Annotated in this window: 19 protein-coding genes; 8 read left to right on the forward strand and 11 right to left on the reverse strand. The window is 74.6% G+C overall.

Annotation, left to right across the window (positions count from 1 at the left end; all coding sequences use genetic code 11):
- Positions 1-6: 6 nt before the first annotated feature.
- From ABD976_RS07130 to nth, 4 genes are all read right to left on the reverse strand, one after another.
- The gene (locus ABD976_RS07130) at positions 7-1191 is read right to left on the reverse strand and encodes a MarP family serine protease (RefSeq protein WP_345359135.1); all 1185 of its coding nucleotides are present in this window, start codon (positions 1189-1191) and stop codon (positions 7-9) included.
- 107 nt (positions 1192-1298) lie between these two features.
- Positions 1299-1982 carry an NUDIX hydrolase gene (locus ABD976_RS07135; RefSeq protein ID WP_345359138.1) on the reverse strand — a complete coding sequence of 228 codons (684 nt, stop codon included), beginning with the start codon at positions 1980-1982 and terminating at the stop codon, positions 1299-1301.
- Positions 1979-2629 carry a TlpA family protein disulfide reductase gene (locus tag ABD976_RS07140; RefSeq protein ID WP_345359141.1) on the reverse strand — a complete coding sequence of 217 codons (651 nt, stop codon included), beginning with the start codon at positions 2627-2629 and terminating at the stop codon, positions 1979-1981. Before ABD976_RS07140 ends, ABD976_RS07135 begins: the two co-directional genes overlap by 4 nt.
- Positions 2626-3453: an endonuclease III gene (gene nth, locus ABD976_RS07145; RefSeq protein WP_369775028.1), complete on the reverse strand. Its 828-nt coding sequence runs from the start codon at positions 3451-3453 to the stop codon at positions 2626-2628. Before nth ends, ABD976_RS07140 begins: the two co-directional genes overlap by 4 nt.
- Positions 3454-3565: 112 nt before the next feature.
- Between nth and ABD976_RS07150 the strand changes: the two genes are divergently transcribed.
- From ABD976_RS07150 to dnaN, 5 genes are all read left to right on the forward strand, one after another.
- Positions 3566-3820, forward strand: a complete 255-nt coding sequence (locus ABD976_RS07150; protein ID WP_029535541.1) for a hypothetical protein — start codon at positions 3566-3568, stop codon at positions 3818-3820.
- Positions 3821-3914: 94 nt separating this feature from the next.
- Positions 3915-4589 (forward strand): Crp/Fnr family transcriptional regulator, encoded by a 675-nt coding sequence (locus tag ABD976_RS07155; protein WP_345359145.1) that lies wholly within the window; start codon positions 3915-3917, stop codon positions 4587-4589.
- Between the two features lie 318 nt (positions 4590-4907).
- Complete coding sequence (locus ABD976_RS07160; protein WP_345359148.1) at positions 4908-5096, forward strand: hypothetical protein; 189 nt, start codon at positions 4908-4910, stop codon at positions 5094-5096.
- A gap of 372 nt (positions 5097-5468) precedes the next feature.
- A complete protein-coding gene (locus ABD976_RS07165) occupies positions 5469-6704 on the forward strand; it encodes an MFS transporter (protein ID WP_345359151.1) in 1236 nt (411 codons plus the stop codon).
- Positions 6705-6783: 79 nt separating this feature from the next.
- Entirely contained in the window at positions 6784-7866 is a 1083-nt protein-coding gene (gene dnaN, locus ABD976_RS07170) for a DNA polymerase III subunit beta (protein ID WP_345359154.1), read from the forward strand.
- Between the two features lie 265 nt (positions 7867-8131).
- Here dnaN and ABD976_RS07175 read toward each other — a convergent pair whose 3' ends face one another.
- Both ABD976_RS07175 and ABD976_RS07180 read right to left on the reverse strand, forming a co-directional pair.
- Positions 8132-8917, reverse strand: a complete 786-nt coding sequence (locus ABD976_RS07175) for an MBL fold metallo-hydrolase (RefSeq protein ID WP_345359157.1) — start codon at positions 8915-8917, stop codon at positions 8132-8134.
- Positions 8917-9762, reverse strand: coding sequence for an NUDIX hydrolase (locus tag ABD976_RS07180; protein WP_369775026.1), 846 nt, complete (start codon positions 9760-9762; stop codon positions 8917-8919). The genes ABD976_RS07175 and ABD976_RS07180 overlap by 1 nt, the downstream gene beginning before the upstream one ends.
- 159 nt (positions 9763-9921) lie before the next feature.
- On the opposite strand from ABD976_RS07180, the gene ABD976_RS07185 reads away from it, so the two are divergent.
- A complete protein-coding gene (locus ABD976_RS07185; protein ID WP_345359163.1) occupies positions 9922-10902 on the forward strand; it encodes a Gfo/Idh/MocA family protein in 981 nt (326 codons plus the stop codon).
- On the opposite strand, the gene ABD976_RS07190 is transcribed toward ABD976_RS07185, so the two are convergent.
- The 4 genes from ABD976_RS07190 to sp36 all read right to left on the reverse strand — a co-directional run bounded on the left by ABD976_RS07190 (position 10887) and on the right by sp36 (position 13914).
- Positions 10887-12122 (reverse strand): hypothetical protein, encoded by a 1236-nt coding sequence (locus ABD976_RS07190; RefSeq protein WP_345359166.1) that lies wholly within the window; start codon positions 12120-12122, stop codon positions 10887-10889. The genes ABD976_RS07185 and ABD976_RS07190 overlap by 16 nt on opposite strands.
- Before the next feature lie 11 nt (positions 12123-12133).
- Positions 12134-12736 carry a hypothetical protein gene (locus ABD976_RS07195; RefSeq protein ID WP_345359169.1) on the reverse strand — a complete coding sequence of 201 codons (603 nt, stop codon included), beginning with the start codon at positions 12734-12736 and terminating at the stop codon, positions 12134-12136.
- Positions 12737-13294: 558 nt separating this feature from the next.
- On the reverse strand, positions 13295-13753 hold the full coding sequence (locus ABD976_RS07200) for a RidA family protein (protein WP_345359172.1): 459 nt from the start codon (positions 13751-13753) through the stop codon (positions 13295-13297).
- Positions 13754-13755: 2 nt separating this feature from the next.
- Complete coding sequence (sp36, locus tag ABD976_RS07205; protein WP_345359175.1) at positions 13756-13914, reverse strand: Sp36 family protein; 159 nt, start codon at positions 13912-13914, stop codon at positions 13756-13758.
- 295 nt (positions 13915-14209) lie between these two features.
- Here sp36 and bagA point away from each other — a divergent pair, with 295 nt between their 5' ends.
- Together bagA and bagB are read left to right on the forward strand one after the other, a co-directional pair.
- Entirely contained in the window at positions 14210-15211 is a 1002-nt protein-coding gene (bagA, locus tag ABD976_RS07210) for an ATPase BagA (protein ID WP_345359178.1), read from the forward strand.
- Positions 15208-16341, forward strand: coding sequence for an ATPase BagB (gene bagB / locus ABD976_RS07215; RefSeq protein WP_345359181.1), 1134 nt, complete (start codon positions 15208-15210; stop codon positions 16339-16341). Before bagA ends, bagB begins: the two co-directional genes overlap by 4 nt.
- Before the next feature lie 72 nt (positions 16342-16413).
- Here bagB and ABD976_RS07220 read toward each other — a convergent pair whose 3' ends face one another.
- Positions 16414-16713 (reverse strand): WhiB family transcriptional regulator, encoded by a 300-nt coding sequence (locus ABD976_RS07220; protein ID WP_345359184.1) that lies wholly within the window; start codon positions 16711-16713, stop codon positions 16414-16416.
- Positions 16714-16891: the final 178 nt, after the last annotated feature.

Below are 16891 nucleotides of genomic sequence, written 5' to 3' on the forward strand. Positions count from 1 at the left end.
GTCGGGTCAGTTCGTGCAGGAGCCGGTGGAGACCGGGGTGTGCAGGGACGGGGCCGCCCGGACCTCGTCGGCCACCTCCTCGGCGGTGAGCGCGAAGCCGGTCTCCGGGTCGTCGGCCGCCGCGCCGAAGACGACGCCGACGACGCGGCCGGACGGGTCGATCAGCGGTCCGCCGGAGTTCCCGCTCTGCACCTTGCCGCGCACCGTGTAGACCTCGCGCAGCACGGTGCGGTCGTCGTAGATGTCCGGTCCGCGCAGGCGGATCTGCTCGCGGACCCGGCCGGCCGAGGCGGTGTAGGGGCCGTCGAGGGGGTAGCCGAGGGCGATCACGTCGTCACCCGGGTCGGCCTCGGGCCGGGCGAAGGACAGGGCGTCGGCGGTGAGGTCGGGGACCGACAGCACGGCCAGGTCGGTGGCCGGGTCGAACAGCACGACCTCGGCGCTGAACTCCCCGGAGCCGACCTCGATGGCGACCCGGTCGGTGCCCGCGACCACGTGCGCGTTGGTCATCACCCGGTGCGGGGCGACGACGAAGCCGGTGCCCTCCAGCGCCCGCCCGCAGGACATGGCTTGCCCGCGCACCTTGACGACGCTGGGCCGGGTCTCGCGGACCACCTCGCTGTCGGCGAGCCGCAGGTCGGGCGGCGCGATCCGGGCCACCGGGGTCTCGGAGAACGGTTCCAGGGCCTCCGGGAACCCGGCGACGCCGAGCATCCGGCGCAGCTCGTTGGGCAGCTCCCGGGCCGCGGTGGGCATCACGGTGTCGACGGCGCCGAGCACGTGCGAGCGGGTCAGCGCCGAGGCCAGGCCGGGCAGCGCGGACGCCGAGGTGAACGGCAGCGCGACCAGCCAGGCGACCACGAGCACCGCGAGGCCCTGCAGGACCGCGCCGAACACGTTGTCGATGCCGGTGAGCCGGGTCGAGGTGATCCGGTCGCGCAGCTCCCGCCCCGCCCACATGCCGAAGGTCTCGCCGAGCGCCACCAGCAGCACCACGATGCCGACGCCGAAGGCGAGCCGGGCCGCGGGGTTGTCGAGGCGTTCCAGCAGCAGCGGCGCCACCTTGAGGCCGACGATGGCGCCGACGACCACGCCGAGGAACGAGAAGAACGCGGTGACCAGGCCGCTGCGCGCACCGGACACGGCCGCGGCCAGGGCCAGCAGCACCACGAGCACGTCGACCCAGTTCACCGTTCACCCGTCCTCTCCGGCGCTGCTCGCCGGTCGGCCCGACCCTCCACGGTCCCAGAGGGTGGCACACCGGACCCCGGGGGTCCCCGCGTTCGGCGAGCGGGCGATCAGAAGTCGTCGGCCTCCTCCGCCGCGCGCCACGCCTCGTCGAGCCCGCGCACGTCGCCGCGGTCCCAGTTCTGCGACCAGCCGCCCAGGTCGAGCAGGCCGGAGAGCAGCCCGGCGGTGAACCCCCACACCAGCATCCCGGGCACGTGGAAGCCCGGCGTCGCGGGCCGGTGGTCGAAGCGGATCCGGAACCGGTTGGCCGGGTCGGTCAGCCAGGCCAGGGGCACCCGGGCGACGGCGGCGGTCTCGGCGGGGTCGACGGGGGCCACCGGCGAGGGCTCCCGCCAGTGCGCCACGACCGGGGTCACCCGGAAGCCGCTGAACGGCAGGTGCAGCTCGGGCAGGGCGGCGACCGGCCGGATGCCCGCGGGCAGCACGCCGACCTCCTCGACCGCCTCGCGCAGCGCGGCGTCCACCGGTCCGGCGTCGTCGGGGTCGAGCGCGCCGCCCGGGAACGCGACCTGGCCGGGGTGGGCGCTGAGCGTGTCGGCGCGGCGCAGCAGCAGCACGTCGGGCCCGGACTCGCCCTCGCCGAACAGCACCAGCACCGCGGCGCGGCGGGCGTCGGCGGGCGGGGCCGAGCGCGGCAGGCCGAAGTGCCGGGGGCCGATGTCCGCGGCCCGCTCCACCAGGGGTGCGAGCCACTCGGGGACGTCGGCGGGGTCGACCAGCGGTCCGGTCACCGGGAACCCTCCAGGGTCCGCCGCACCGCGTCGGACACCTCGTCGGCGGACTCGAACACCACCGGCGGGTCGATCCGGCGCAGCTCGCCCCGCTCGGTGACGACGTAGCTGGCGGGCAGCACCGCGGGCACGCCGAGCGCGGCCCGCAGCCGGTTGTCCTCGTCGTGCACGGTCGGGAACCGGACGCCGAGCTCGGTGAGCAGGTCGAGCCCGGACGCGGCGTCGCTGAGCACCTGCACCCCGACCACCGGGACCGAGCCGGGCCGCTCGGCGTAGCGCTGGAGCGCGGGCAGCTCGGTGCGGCACGGCGCGCACCAGGTGGCCCACACGTTGATCAGGGCCGGGCCGTCGCCGACCACGGCGCCGAGGTCGGCGCGGGTCCCGTCGGCGAGGCAGCTCCCGGTGGCCCCGGCGAGCTCGGGCGGCGGCGCCCCCTCGGCGGGCGCGCAGGCCTGGAGCCCGGCGGCGGCGCGCTGGGCGGGGTCGACGGTGCGGTCCGGGGCCGGTCGCGGCGCGGCGGTGCTCCCGGGCGCGGGCGGCTGCTCGGTCTCGCGGGGCCACAGCGCGACGACGCCGAGCACCGCGAGCACCACCACGACCACGGTCCAGCGGATCTCGGTGCGGTAGGCCCGCAGCCCGCCGCTCACGACGCGGGCTCCCGGTGCGCGGCCTGCTCGACGGTCCGCTCCGGCACCTCGTCGACGACGCCCGCCAGCTCCAGCAGCCGCGGCGCCTCCGGGCCGCGCACCAGCTTCGCCGCTTCGAGGTGGTCGGTGGGCCCGGCGCCGTAGGACGGGCAGTCGCGGGCGAGCAGGCAAGCCCCGCAGGCGGGCTTGCGGGCGTGGCAGACGCGGCGGCCGTGGAAGATCACCCGGTGCGACAGCATGGTCCAGTCCGCCTTGGGGAACAACTCGCCGACCGCGTGTTCGACCTTGACCGGGTCCTCCTCCCGGGTCCACCCCCAGCGGCGGACCAGCCTGCCGAAGTGGGTGTCCACCGTGATGCCGGGCACCTCGTAGGCGTTGCCGAGGATGACGTTGGCGGTCTTGCGGCCGATGCCGGGCAGCTCCACCAGGTCGGCGAGCCGCCGCGGGACCTCGCCGCCGTGCCGCTCGACGAGCGCCGCGCCCAGGCCCATCAGCGACGACGCCTTGTTGCGGTAGAAGCCGGTGGAGCGGATCAGCTCCTCCAGCTCGGCGCGGTCGGCCCCGGCGTAGTCGGCGGCCGAGGGGTAGCGCGCGAACAGCGCCGGGGTGACTTCGTTCACCCTCTTGTCGGTGCACTGGGCGGACAGGATGGTGGCCACGGCGAGCTGCAGGGGCGTGTTGAAGTCGAGCTCGCAGTGCGCGTCCGGATAGGCTTCGGCGAGCGACCGGTTCATCCGCCGGGCCCGCCGCACCAGGCCCAGCCGGGTCTCGGCCGAACGGGATCTGGCAGAGTGGGTGCGCTTGTCGCGGGTTTCGTCGACCACCCCACCAGGGTACGGACCGCATCGCAGAGGAGGGTGACCCACCGGACACGCGCGCGCGGAACCTACCCCCGGTTACACCTCACCCGAAGGCATGAGCGAGGATTCAATCATCATGGCTGCCTGGTTCGTCATCGTCGTACCGCTCGTGATCATGTTCTTCACGCTCTTCATGGAGCGCGTGGAGGCCCGACTCCGGCACGTGGCGGTGCAGGAGAACGAGGTGGAGGAGTTGCTGGAGAACGCCCGACCGGATGAGGTCAGGGCGCTTTTCCGCCAAGGCATTGGACGCGCGCTGGAGCTGTTCCAGCTACGCAGGGTGGGACGCGCCGGACGGCTGCGTACTCGCCGTTCCCGCGACCAGTCTTAGAATTCACTGGTAGTTCTCGGCGGCACACCGCCAGACGCGCAGGCGCGGGTCCGGCACGACAGACAGCCGCCGCGTCTCAACATGGAGGGACGAGGTGGACGAGACCCTGGCCCGGGCCGGCATCTTCCAAGGCGTGGAGCCGGCCGCGGCGGAGGCACTGGCCCAATCGTTGGAGCCCGCGGAGTTCCCGCGCGGCCACGTGATCTTCGCCGAAGGCGAACCGGGCGACCGGCTTTACATCATCCAGTCCGGCAAGGTCAAGCTCGGGCGCAAGTCGCCCGACGGGCGCGAGAACCTGCTGGCGATCATGGGCCCGTCGGACATGTTCGGCGAGCTCTCGATCTTCGACCCCGGTCCGCGGACGTCGACGGCGACCACGGTGACCGAGGTCCGGGCGCTGAGCATGGACCGCTCCGCGCTGCGGCAGTGGATCGCGACCCGACCGGAGATCGCCGAGCAGCTCCTGCGGGTGGTCGCCCGGCGGCTGCGGCGCACCAACGGCATGCTGGCCGACCTGATCTTCACGGACGTGCCCGGGCGCGTGGCCAAGGCGCTGCTGCAGCTCGCGCAGCGCTTCGGCAGCCAGGAGGCGGGCCTGCTGCGGGTCACCCACGACCTGACGCAGGAGGAGATCGCCCAGTACGTCGGCGCGTCGCGGGAGACCGTGAACAAGGCGCTGGCGGACTTCGCGCACCGCGGTTGGCTCCGGCTGGAGGGCAAGAGCGTGCTCATCCTCGACCCGGAGCGCTTGGCGCGCCGGGCTCGCTGACCCGCACCGCACGCGCGTCGGCCGACGGGTCCGGGCATTCGCCCCGGGCTCCTCAGTCGACGCGCGTTTCGTGCGCTCCGGGCAACCGTCCGCGCCCGCCCGTCGTGTTACCCCTGATCGGCACGGCCGGAAGGGGCGACGCGTGGGGTGGCTGTTGGCGGGCGTGGGCGCGGCCGTGCTGGGCCTGCTGCTGCTCGCCTGGGTCGCGGGTCGGCTCCAGGCGCGGCGGGACGAGGAGGACGACGACCTCGCGTGAATCGGCCCCGACCGCGGTTGCGGCGCCCTAGGCTCGTCGCCACGACGAGCGGAGGAGCCGAGATGAAGCTGTTCGTTCGCCTGGTGGTCGCGGTCGCCCTGGGGGCCGCGGTGGTCGGCGCGTTCGCGGCGGTGCGCCGCAGGCGCGAGCGGCGGCGGGCGGTCGCCCGACCGCTCGGCCCGGCACCGCTGCCGGCCCGGTTCGTCGAGGAGGACGAATCCGGCTGGGACTTCGCCGAGGACTGGGACTGACGCGTGCGCGCTCGTGCGCGGACCCCGTGAAGGGCCCATCGACGTGAAGGGACTGGGCGCCGCCCTCGACGCGGCGCGCCAGTCCCTTCACATCGCGTGGCCGGTCCCCCGACGACCAACCACGCTCTTTCCCCCTGTCTCCGCCTGCTTCGGCCCCGAACCCTCAGCATCGGAGGACGACCCGTCAATGGAAGGACGTAGCGGGTCCGCTCCCGGTTGCGTCGTTCACCCGAATCGAGCAATCCCCGCTCTTCCCAGGGTCCGCCTCGTTCGCCGGATCGCAAGTGCTCGCCCCTTCCGACCTGCCAAAACGTGAGGCGGAACACCGAAAATCAGTTGGTACGCAGGTACCACAATCCGCATAATCGCCGCGTGGCCCATTCCATCTCGCTCTCCGACTACCGCGCCGCGCTGACCGCGCCGGGCGCCCGCGCGCCCGTGGTGACCTCGCTGCTGGCGCGGCTGCCGATCGCGATGGTCGGGCTGGCCCTGATGCTCTACGTGCAGCGCGAGACCGGGTCGTTCGCCGCCGCCGGGCTGGTCTCGGCGGGTGCGCTGGTCGGCGTGGCCTGCGGCTCCGTCGCGCAGGGCCGGGTGATGGACCGGCTGGGGCCGACCCGCCCGCTGTACGTGATGTCGGCGGTGTTCGCGCTGCTGGTCGCGACGGAGATCTGGGTCATCGAGTCGCACGCGGCGGTGCCGGTGATGGCCGGGCTGGCGTTCCTGGTCGGGCTGACCGAGCCGATGACCGGTCCCGCCTCCCGAGCGCTGTGGAACCAGCTCGTGCCCGCCGGGCGGGTCCGCGACGCCGCCTTCGCCTACGAGGCGATCAGCATGGAGGTCTTCTTCATCCTCGGCCCCGGCCTGGCCGGGCTGATGGTGGCGATGCCGTGGGCCGGCACCGGGGTCGTGGTCGGGGCGGCGTGCATGATCGTCGGCAGCGTCGGCTTCGCCTCCACCCGGGCGGCCCGGACGCACCGGCCCGGCCCCCGGGACCGCGGGTCCGGCAGCCTGCTCGGCGCGCTGGCCGCGCCGGGGATGCGCACGCTGGCCGTGGCGGCGCTCGGCTTCGGCATCCTGGTCGGGTTCATCGAGGTCGGCGTGCCCGCGGCGGCCACCCTGGCGGGCAACCCCAGCGCGGGCGGGCTGCTGCTCAGCCTGCTGTCGGTCAGCTCGGTGGTCGTCGGCGTGCTCTACGGGCTGCGCCCGTGGCCACGGCCGATGCACCTGCGGCTGCCCGCGCTGCTGTTCGCCTTCGCCGCGCTGCTCACGCTGCTGGCGGTGCCGAGCACGCTGCTCGGGCTGTGCCTGGCGCTGCTCGTGGTGGGCAGCCTGATCACGCCGCAGTCCACGGCGCACTCGGCGGCCATCGAGATCGCCGCTCCGGCGGGCACCGCCACCGAGGCCTTCGGCTGGGTGGTGACCTCGGTGACCCTGGGCGCGGCGATCGGCCAGTCGCTCAGCGGGCAGCTCGTGGAGCGCAGCGGTCCGCCGCTGGCGTTCCTGGTCGCGGCGGGGATCGGCGCGCTGCTGGCCGCCGTGCTGTGGCTGCGCCGCCGGACGCTGCTGAGCGCCCCGGACCGCGACGTCTCGCTCGCCGCGGTCTGACCGCGCCCGACTCGTCCGGTGGTGGCCCCTCCGTCGAGGCGAGCGCTGATCGTCGGTGCCCGCGGCTACCGTCCGCGGCATGGATCTGACCGCCTCCCCGAAGGTGCTCGCGCGGGCCGCCGCCGACCTGCTCCGGCTGCTGCCCGGACGGACGCTGGACCCGGTGCTCAGCGGCGTGGTGCTGGAGGCCGACGTCGATGGCGTGGTGCTCGCCGGGACCGACCGCGAGCGCGGCGTGCGGCTGCACCGCACCGCCCGCGTCCACCGGGCGGGACGGCTGCTGGTCCCGGCCCGACCGCTGGCCGAGGTGCTGCGCCACCTCGACGCCCCGGAGGTCCGGCTGGTGCTGGAGGGCAGCCGGCTCGCGCTGCGCACGCCCGGCGCCCGGTTCGCGCTGCCGCTGCTGGACCTCGACGCGCACCCCGGGGTGCGGGCGGCGCCGCCCGCGCTCGGTTCGCTGGACACCGCGCTGCTGCCGCGGGCCGCGGTGGTGGCGGGGGCGGCGTCCCGCGACGACGCGCTGCCCGTGTTCACCGGCGTGCACCTGACCCGGCGCGGGGACCGGCTGGTGCTGGTCGGCACCGATCGGTTCCGGATGGCGGTGGCGGACCTGCCGTGGCGGCCGGTCGCCGAGGGCCCCGACCTGCTGGTCCCCGCCGGGGTGCTGACCGAGGTGTCCCGGCAGGCCGAGGGCGCGGAGGTGGTGCTGCACGGCGACGCCGACCGCGCCGGGTTCGGCTGGCCGGGGGCCGAGGTCACCACCGCCGTGCTCGACGCGCCGTTCCCGGACGAGTCCCGGCACCTCGGGGCGCCCTTCGACGGCACCGTCGAGCTGCCCGCCGCGGACCTGGCCGCCGCGCTGCGCCGGGTCGCCCCCTTCGCCGGACCGCAGGCCACCGTGCTGCTCGACGTCGGCGACGGCGAGGTCCGCCTCCGCGCCACCGGCACCGGTGACGCCGACGAATCCGTCAAGGCCAGCACCGGCGGCGACCGGATCAGCACCGGCTACCAGCCGCGCTACCTCGCCGACGCGCTCGGCGCCTTCGGCTCCGACCGGATCCGCATCGGCCTGCGCTCCGGCCACCGCCGGGCCACCGTCCTCACCACCGCCGACCCGACCGCGGCCCACCTCCACTACGTCGTCATGCCCAAACGCCTCTGACCCGGCATTCACCCGTCCGATCACCGAGTGAGGGGCACCAAGCCGAGCCACCCCGCGCCGACCGCCCACTCACCCGATGGGGGTTTGAGTGAGGGGCACCCTTGTCCGAGTTACTTGGGCAAGGGTGCCCCTCACCTGGAAAACGTCACCCGGACGAGAGCCGCGATTTCACCCGAGCGAGAGCTGCGGCCTCACCCGCGCGCGTCTCCGCGCCGGAGCCGGTGTTGGGGGTGCGGGGCGTCGGGGGCTGGGCGGGTTCGTGGGGTTACTGGCCTCGGAGGTAGGCGAGCTGGGCCCGGACGGTGAGTTCGGCGGCCGGCCAGACCGACCTGTCCACGTCGGCGTAGACGACCTCCACCACCTCCCGGGCGGACGGTTCGCGGGAGCAGCCGCGCACCACCTCGCGGACCTGCTCCAGCCGCTGCGTCCGGTGGTCCAGGTAGGCGGTGGCGGTGGCCGCCACGTCGGGGAGCTCGGGGCCGTGGCCGGGCAGCGCGCGGGTCCCGGCGGGCAGGTCCGCGAGCCGCCGCAGCGAGTCCAGGTAGGAGCGGAGGTGGCCGTCGGGGTGGGCGACGACGGTGGTGCCCCGGCCGAGGACGCTGTCGCCGGTGAACACGGCGGGCTCCTCGGCGCCGTCGACGGCGAAGCACACCGAGTCGGCGGTGTGGCCCGCGGTGGCGAGCACCCGCAGCGGCACCCCGCCCGCCTCGACGACCTCGCCGTCGCGGAGCGGGTCGCCACTGGAGCACAGCTCGGGGTCCAGCGCCCGCACCGGCGCGCCGGTGAGCCGGGCGAACTCGTCGACGCCGCCGGTGTGGTCGTCGTGGTGGTGGGTGAGCAGCACCAGGGACACCGGGCCCTGCGCGTCGGCGCGGCGCAGGTGGTCGAGGTCGTCGGGTCCGGGGTCGATCACCGCGCGGTGCGCCGCGCCGGGTGCCCCGACGAGCCAGGTGTTGGTGCCCTCCAGGGTCATCGGTGACGGGTTGCGGCACAGCAGCACCGACGCGTACGCGGTGACCGGTCGCGGGGTGCCGTAAGCCGGGTGCTCCATCAGCGCGCCTCCTGGTAACCGGGTTCGCCGGGGAGCACGACCTCCCAGCGGTCGTCCACCCGGACGAGCTTGGGCAGCACCTTGGCGATGCCGCGTTCGACCGCCAGCGCGGCCTCGATCCCGCCGCAGGCGTCGACCTCGGCGAGGGTGGTGCGGGTGGGCGGCAGGAGCCGGCTGCGGCCCGCGTCGGCGTCGGCCAGCGCCTCGGCCGGGGTCCGCCAGTAGGCTTCGGCGGCCTCGGTGGTGCGGGCGTCGGCGCGCTGGCCCCCGGGCATGGCGGCGAGGAAGAAGCGGGTGTCGTAGCGGCGCGGTTCGGCTTCCGGGGTGAGCCAGTTCGACCAGGGGCGCAGCAGGTCGGCGCGCAGCACCAGGCCCTCCTCGGCGAGGAAGGCGGCCAGCGACACCTCGCGGGAGATCAGCGCGGCGCGCGCGGTGCCGTAGGCGCCGGTGTCGGCGACCACCGACCCGGCGTCGGGGCCGGCGAGCAGCACCCCGGACTCCTCGAAGGTCTCCCGGACCGCGGCGCAGACCAGCGCCCGGGCCTGCTCCGCCGAGCAGCCGAAGCGGTGCGCCCACCACCCCGCGTCGGGGCCGGTCCAGGACACCGAGGCGTCGGCGTCGCGGGGGTCGACACCACCGCCGGGGAACACCGTCATGCCGCCGGCGAACGCCATGCCGGTGACCCGGCGCTGGAGGAACACCTCGGGGCCGCGCGGGCCCTCGCGGAGCAGGACCACGGTGGCCGCGTCCTTCGGGACGGCAACCTCCGCGGGCTCCGGCGCGTGCTTCGGGTCAGTGGCATCCGCGCCGGAGGGCGGTGAGCCGTTCTCGGGCCGTCGCACCATGCCGGTCACCCTATGCCGCGAACCCCTCCCCGAACGAGAACCCGATTTCAGCAATCCAGGTGCAGCAGGCATGATCACCTCCCACGACGTTGCCCGGACGGGGCAACCCGGTACCCCCGTGCGCAGCACGGCGGATCACACGAAGGCACCATGACTGCTATGGAGGAAGCACTGCGCGTCGGAGTCGTCGGAGCCGGTCCCTGGGCGCACCGGATGCACGGTCCCGGACTCGCCGCGCACGAGTGCACCCGCCTGGCCGCGGTGTGGGCGCGCAGACCCGAGGCCGCCCGGGAGCTCGCCCAGCGGCACGGCGCGGCGGTGGCCCCGCACTTCGACGCGCTGCTCGACTCGGTGGACGCGGTGGCCTTCGCGGTGCCGCCGGAGGTGCAGGCCGAGCTGGCGCCGCGCGCCGCGCGGGCGGGCAAGCACCTGATCCTGGAGAAGCCGCTGGCCGCCGACCTGTCCGGGGCCCGCGAGGTCGCCGACGCGGTGCTCGACGCCCGGGTCGCCGGGTTGGTGGTGCTGACCCGCCGGTACTCCCCCGAGGTGCGGCAGTGGCTGGCCGGGGTGCGCGGCGCCGGAGGATGGCGCGGCGGCACCGGGCGCTGGCTGGCCGGTGGCCTGCTCGACGGCGACCAGCCGGTGTCCCCGTGGCGCCGGGTGGAGGGAGCGCTGCTCGACGCCGGTCCGCACGCGATCGACCTGCTGGACGCGGCGCTGGGCCGGATCGAGCGGGTGCACTACGCCCACCACGGCGACGACGACCTGTGGCAGGTGGTGTTCGGGCACGCGGGCGGCGCGACCAGCACGTTGAGCCTGTCGCTGAAGCTGCCGGTGCAGCCCTCGGTGGTCGACTTCGCCGTCTACGGCGAGCACGGCCACGCGCCGCTGACCGGCAGGCGCACGGCGGCCCGCGAGTGCTACGCGAGCCTGCTCGACGACTTCGTCGCGATGATCTACCACCAGGACCTCGAACACCCCTGCGACGTGCGGCGCGGCCTGCACCTGCAGCGGGTCATCACCGACGTCCGGGCGGCGGCGTGGCGCGCCACCGCGCCGAGCGCCGCGGCGGCGCCGCACGGCGGTCCGGACCGACCGCTGGGCCGCCCGGTCCGGCGCCGGGTTCAGGAGCGCTGTTGACCCGAGTAGCCGGGCTGGTTCACCGGCGCGCCGATCGGCGGGAAACCGCCGGTGCCGCCGGGCATGGTGGTCGTCCAGGCGTCCTGGCCGCGGGCGGGCTGCTGCACCCCGGTGGCCACGGCCCCGGCGTCCGGGGCGCTCTGGCCGCGGGGCCGGTCCTGCTCGCGCTGGGCGAGCTCCTCGTGCAGCTTGCGCAGCAGGTTGCGCTCCCGGTCGGTGAGCTTGGCGTCGACCGCCGCGGGCACCCGCATGTTGCCCTGGTCGCCCTTGCCCGCCTGCTGCGGCTCGGCCGGTGCTTCGGCGCGCGGCGCGGCGGGCTCCGGCTCGGGCTCGGGGACCGGTTCCGGCGTGGGCTCCGGCCCCGCGGGCTCGGCCCTGGCGGGCTCGGCGCGGGCCGGTTCCTGCCTGGCGGGTTCCGGCCTGGCCGGTTCGGCGCGGGCGGGCTCCGGCGCGGCTGGCTCGGGGCGGACGGGCTCGGCGCGGGTTGGTTCGGCGCGGGCGGGTTCCGGCCTGGCCGGTTCGGCGTGGACCCGCTCGGGCACGGGCGCTTCCGGCGCGGCGGGGGCCTCCTCCTGGCGGCGCGCCGCGGTGCTCGCGACCTCGTCGAGGTGCACCCGGCGGGCCGCGGTGAGCGCTTGGCGGTGGTACTCGGGCAGCTCGGCGCCGCTGCCGAAGACGTCGACCGAGCAGTGCACCCCGGCCCGGCGCAGCGCCTCCAGGAGCTGGTAGCCGACGGCGGCGACGGAGCCGTCGGAGCCGACCTCGGCGAGCAGCACCCGGCGCGGCACGGCGCCGTAGCTGGTGCCCGCCGGGGTGGACCGCTCGGTGCTCCAGACCCCGCGCACCCCGCCCAGCCGGGCGGTGATCGGCGCGAGCGCGGCGATCAGGTCGTCGTCGGCTTCGGTCCGCTCGGTGAAGCGGTGCTCGTCGGCGGGCACCGACTCCACCACGTGCAGCCGGTCGGCGAGGGCGCGCGGCGAGCGGGTCTCCTCCAGCACCCGCCGCAGCTCGAACTGCTCGCTCGGGTCGACCGGGATGTCCCCGGCGATCAGGCAACCGCTCAGGAACTCGATCGCCGCGCCCGGCTGCCCCATGCCGAGCAGCTCCCGGGCCGAGTTGATCGCGTCGTCGTCGACGCGTCCGGTCATCGTCAGCAGCAAGGCGTGCAGCCGGTCGCCCGGCCCCGCCTCGGCGGCGTCCACCACGTCTACCTCCGTCACAGCTCGTCGGCTCAACCCCGGTGCGGCGCCTCGGCACCGGTGCAGACCTGCACCGACTCGGCCAGCGCCGCGCGGTGGTACCCGGTCGGTTCCAGGTCGGGCGGCAGCACCTCGACGCAGGGCTCGGGCTCGCCCAAGGCGCGCACGATGCGCTGGATCTCCCCGGTCATCCCGATGTGGTCGGCGGAGCCGGTGACCAGCAGCACCCGCTTGGACCGCTGCCCGCCGCCGCTGCGCCAGGAGCTGCGCACCTCGCGGACGCCCGGCCTGCCGCGCAGCGTCGCGCCGAGGACCAGGGCCTCGGAGTCGCTGCCCGCCACCGGGGACGCCGAGGTGAACCCGTACTCGGGGTATCCGGCGCCGCCGGGCAGGATGGCGTCGACCACGGAGCGGTCCGCGCCCAGCGGGAGCACCGCCTCGGAGAGCAACCGGTGGTCGGCGTCGTCGAGGGCCACCCGCTCGCGGAAGAGGGTGCCCGGCAGCGAGCGCGCGAGCACGTCGGCGGCCCCGCCCGCCAACCAGTCCCGGTAGCGCCACAGGTGTCTGTCGGGCAGCCGACCGGCAAGTCGCAGCAGCAGTTCGTGGCACAGCAGTTCGGCTTCGCGCACCGCCACGTCAGCCCCTCCCCAGGCTCGAACTCCGATGCGGGTACCCGCGGCCACAGTTGCACCCGTACGGGTGACTCTGTCGTGAGCACTCCGAGCCAGCAAGCCCAGAGTGCCCACATGCGGCTACATGCGGGAATCACCGTCCCCTGTTCGGGTGCTCCAGCCCTTGAACACCACAACAGGAAGTGACCGCAGCGTACTGGTCGCCGCGACCTCGGCGCGGGCGAGCCGCCGAAAACAGGGCGCGGCGCCACCCGGAATCCCGGATGACGCCGCGCCCGAACGCCCGAGATGACCGCCAGCAACCACCCCGTCCGATTCAGTGACCAAGCGGCGAACCCGCTTCCAGCCGAGCCCGCCAGCTCACCCGATCACCGTCAGGCAAGCGGCGAAAGCCGCTTCCGCAGTACCCCGCGCACGGCACCGGCACCGCCGCGGGTTCTCAGCGGCCTTCTCGCGAGGACGCCCTGATGCCGTGTATGGGCATACATCAAGAAGGGCGCCCGGAGCGAGAAGGCCGCTGAGGTTCCGCCACCCGCACCGCTCAGCAAGGTGAGCCGAACCTCAACCCACCTCGACGATGAGTTCTACTTCTACTGGTACCCCCATCGGCAGCTCCGCCACGCCCACCGCCGACCGGGCGTGCACGCCCGCGTCGCCGAAGACCTCGCCGAGCAGTTCGGAGGCGCCGTTGAGCACGCCGGGCTGGCCGGTGAAGCCTTCGGCGGAGGCCACGAAGCCGACGACCTTCACCACCCGGACCACCGAGTCCAGGCCGATCAGCCCGTGCACCGCGGCCAGCGCGTTGAGCGCGCAGGTGCGGGCGCACCGCTTGGCGTCCTCGGGGTCGACCTCGGCGCCGACCTTGCCGGTCAGCTCCAGCTCACCGCCGACGAACGGCACCTGCCCCGCGGTGTAGACGTGCGCGCCGCTGCGCACCGCGGGCGCGTACGCCCCGGCCGGGGCGGCGACCTCGGGCAGCTCGATGCCCAGTTCCGCCAGACGTGCGGTCCACCGCCCCATGGTCACTCGCCCTTCGGCCGCTTCAGGTAGGCCACCATCTGCTCGCCCGTCGGTCCCGGCAGCACCGCCACGAGCTCCCAGCCGTCCTCGCCCCACTGGTCGAGGATCTGCTTGGTCGCGTGGCTCAACAACGGAACGGTCGCGTACTCCCACTTCTGCATGGGATCAGCCTAAGGGGTCCCTCCAGAAAGCGGCGGAGCCGCTTTGCGGTGCGGCACGCAGCTCGCGCCGCCGCGGGTTCTCAGCGGTCTTCTCGCGAGGACGCCCTGATGCCGTGTATCGGCATACATCAAGAAGGGCGCCCGGAGCGAGAAGGCCGCTGAGGTTCCGCCACCCGCACCGCCCCGCAGATCACCGGCGAAAGCGGCTCCTAAGGGGTCCCTCCCGCCGGGCTCCGGCCCGGAAGGCGGAGCGCGCGGGCAGACAGCGGGCCGATTCGCCGCTTACGCTGATCGTGTGACCGACTGGGACCGGGAACTCAACAAGGCCCGACTGCACGTGGTCAGCGGCAAGGGCGGCACCGGCAAGACCACGGTCGCCGCGGCGCTGGCGCTGGCCCTGGCGGGTGGCGGTCACAAGGTGCTGCTGATCGAGGTCGAGGGCAGGCAGGGGGTGGCGCAGCTCTTCGACACCGCCCCGCTGCCCTACGCCGAGGAGTGGATCGCCGCGGCACCCGGCGGCGGGGAGCTGCGGGCGCTGGCGATCGACGCCGAGGCGGCGCTGCTGGAGTACCTGTCGATGTTCTACAGCCTGGGCTTCGCGGGGCGGACGCTGCGCCGGATGGGCGCCATCGAGTTCGCCACCACGCTCGCGCCGGGCCTGCGCGACGTGCTGTTCACCGGCAAGATCAAGGAGTGCGTCGGGCGCACCGACGACCGCGGCAGGCACGTCTACGACGCGGTGGTGGTGGACGCGCCGCCGACCGGCCGGGTGGTGAAGTTCCTCGACGTCACGCGCGCGATGGCCGATCTGGCGAAGTCGGGCCCGATCCGGGACCACAGCGACGGCGTGGTGCGGCTGGTGCACTCGGCCGACACCGTCGTCCACCTGGTCACGCTGCTGGAGGAGCTGCCGGTGCGGGAGACGCTGGAGGCGGTGTCCGAACTGGACGCGGCGGACCTGCGGCCCGGCGGCGTGTTCTGCAACCGGGTCCGGCCGGACCGGCTGCCCGCGCACGCCGTGCCCGACGCCGCCGCGGGCGCGCTGGACGAGGCCGCGCTGCGGGCCGACCTGGCGGCCGCGGGCGTGCGGCTGGACGACGAGGCGTTCGGCGGGCTGCTCGACGAGGCCGCCGAGCACGCGGTGCGCACCGGGCTGGAGCAGCAGGCCCGCGAGCGGCTCGCCGGAACCGACCTGCCCACCCTCGCCCTGCCCGAGCTCACCGGCGGCATCGACGTCGCCGAGCTCTACGAGCTCGCGGAGATCCTCACCGACCACGGCATCCGGAGCCCCCGATGAGCCAACCGCTGCGCCCGGCGCAGTTCGACGTCGACGCCCTGCTGGACGATCCGGCCACCCGCGTCGTGGTGTGCTGCGGGTCCGGCGGCGTCGGCAAGACCACCACGGCGGCGGCGCTGGCGGTGCGCGCGGCCGAGCGCGGGCGCAAGACCGCGGTGCTCACCATCGACCCGGCGCGGCGGCTGGCGCAGGCGCTGGGCCTGCCGGAACTGGGCAACCAGCCGCGGCAGGTCGACGTCGCGGGCTTCGAACCGGCGGGCGACCTCAGCGCGATGATGCTGGACATGCGCCGCACCTTCGACGACATGGTGCTGGCGCACGCGGGCCCGGAGCGCGCCGAGCAGATCCTGGGCAACCCCTTCTACCAGACCATCTCCACGTCGTTCTCCGGCACGCAGGAGTACATGGCGATGGAGAAGCTGGGGCAGCTCGCGGCCACCGGGAGCTGGGACCTGATCGTGGTGGACACCCCGCCGAGCCGGTCGGCGCTGGACTTCCTGGACGCGCCGCAGCGGCTGTCCACGGTGCTGGACGGCAGGCTGATCCGGATGCTGTCGAGTCCGGCGCGGGCGGGCGGGCGCGGGCTGCGCAAGATCGTCGGCACCGGGTTCGGGCTGTTCGCCAAGGCCGTCTCGACGATCATCGGCGGGCAGCTGCTGGCCGACGCCTCGGCGTTCGTGCAGGCCTTCGACTCGACCTTCGGCGGGTTCCGGGAGCGCGCCGACGAGACCTTCCGGCTGCTGCGCTCGCCGGGCACGGCGTTCCTGGTGGTGGCGACCCCGGAGCCGGACGCGCTGCGGGAGGCGTCGTTCTTCGTCGAGCGGCTGGCCGGGGAGTCGATGCCGCTGGTCGGGCTGATCGGCAACCGGACCCATCCGGTGTTCTCCGGCCTGCCGGGCCCGCGGGCGGAGGCGGCGGCCGAGGAGAGCGCGGCATCGGCGCCGCTGGCCTCGGCGGTGCTGCGGCTGCACGCGGACCGGGTCGCGGTGGCCGAGCGGGAGAAGCGGCTGCTGGCCCGGTTCACCCGGGCGCACCCCGAGGTGCCGCTGGTCGGGGTGCCCGCGCTGCCCGCCGACGTGCACGACGTCGACGGGTTGCGCGAGATCGGCCGCAGGCTGGCCGGTGAATAGCGAAGGCGCGGGGATCGCGATCGGCCGAAATTGCCTTTGCGATACCCCGCGCCGTTCACCGAATGGCGAGCGTCAGCTCACCTGGTATTCATCGATGTCGGTATATTCCTGGCGAGCGGCCTCCAGCAATTCGCGCCAGTTCCGGACATCGGGACGACGGCGCAACAACGCACGCCGCTCCCGCTCCGTCATTCCGCCCCAGACACCGAATTCGATCTTGTTGTCGAGCGCCTCGCCGAGGCACTCGGTGCGGACCGGGCAACCGAAGCAGACCATTCGGGCCTTGCGCTGTTCGGCGCCGCGTACGAACAACTGGTCCGGATTCTGGTCGCGGCATGCCGCGCGAACCCGCCAGTCCCCCTGCTCGAACATATGAGTTCCCCCAGCTCCTCACTGGATCGTCGGCGACTCTTCTCGTCCGGAGCCCCCCGGCACCGGATGTCATGACCGCCTCGGGGGGCGGACATGACGATGCTGTCGCTGGACGTGGACGAACTGTAGAGCCCGCCGGTTCCACAACCAACCAACGGTTGTCGCTCCGTTATCTTCC

Source organism: Saccharopolyspora cebuensis (assembly GCF_039542665.1).
Taxonomy (GTDB): Bacteria; Actinomycetota; Actinomycetes; order Mycobacteriales; family Pseudonocardiaceae; genus Saccharopolyspora; species Saccharopolyspora cebuensis.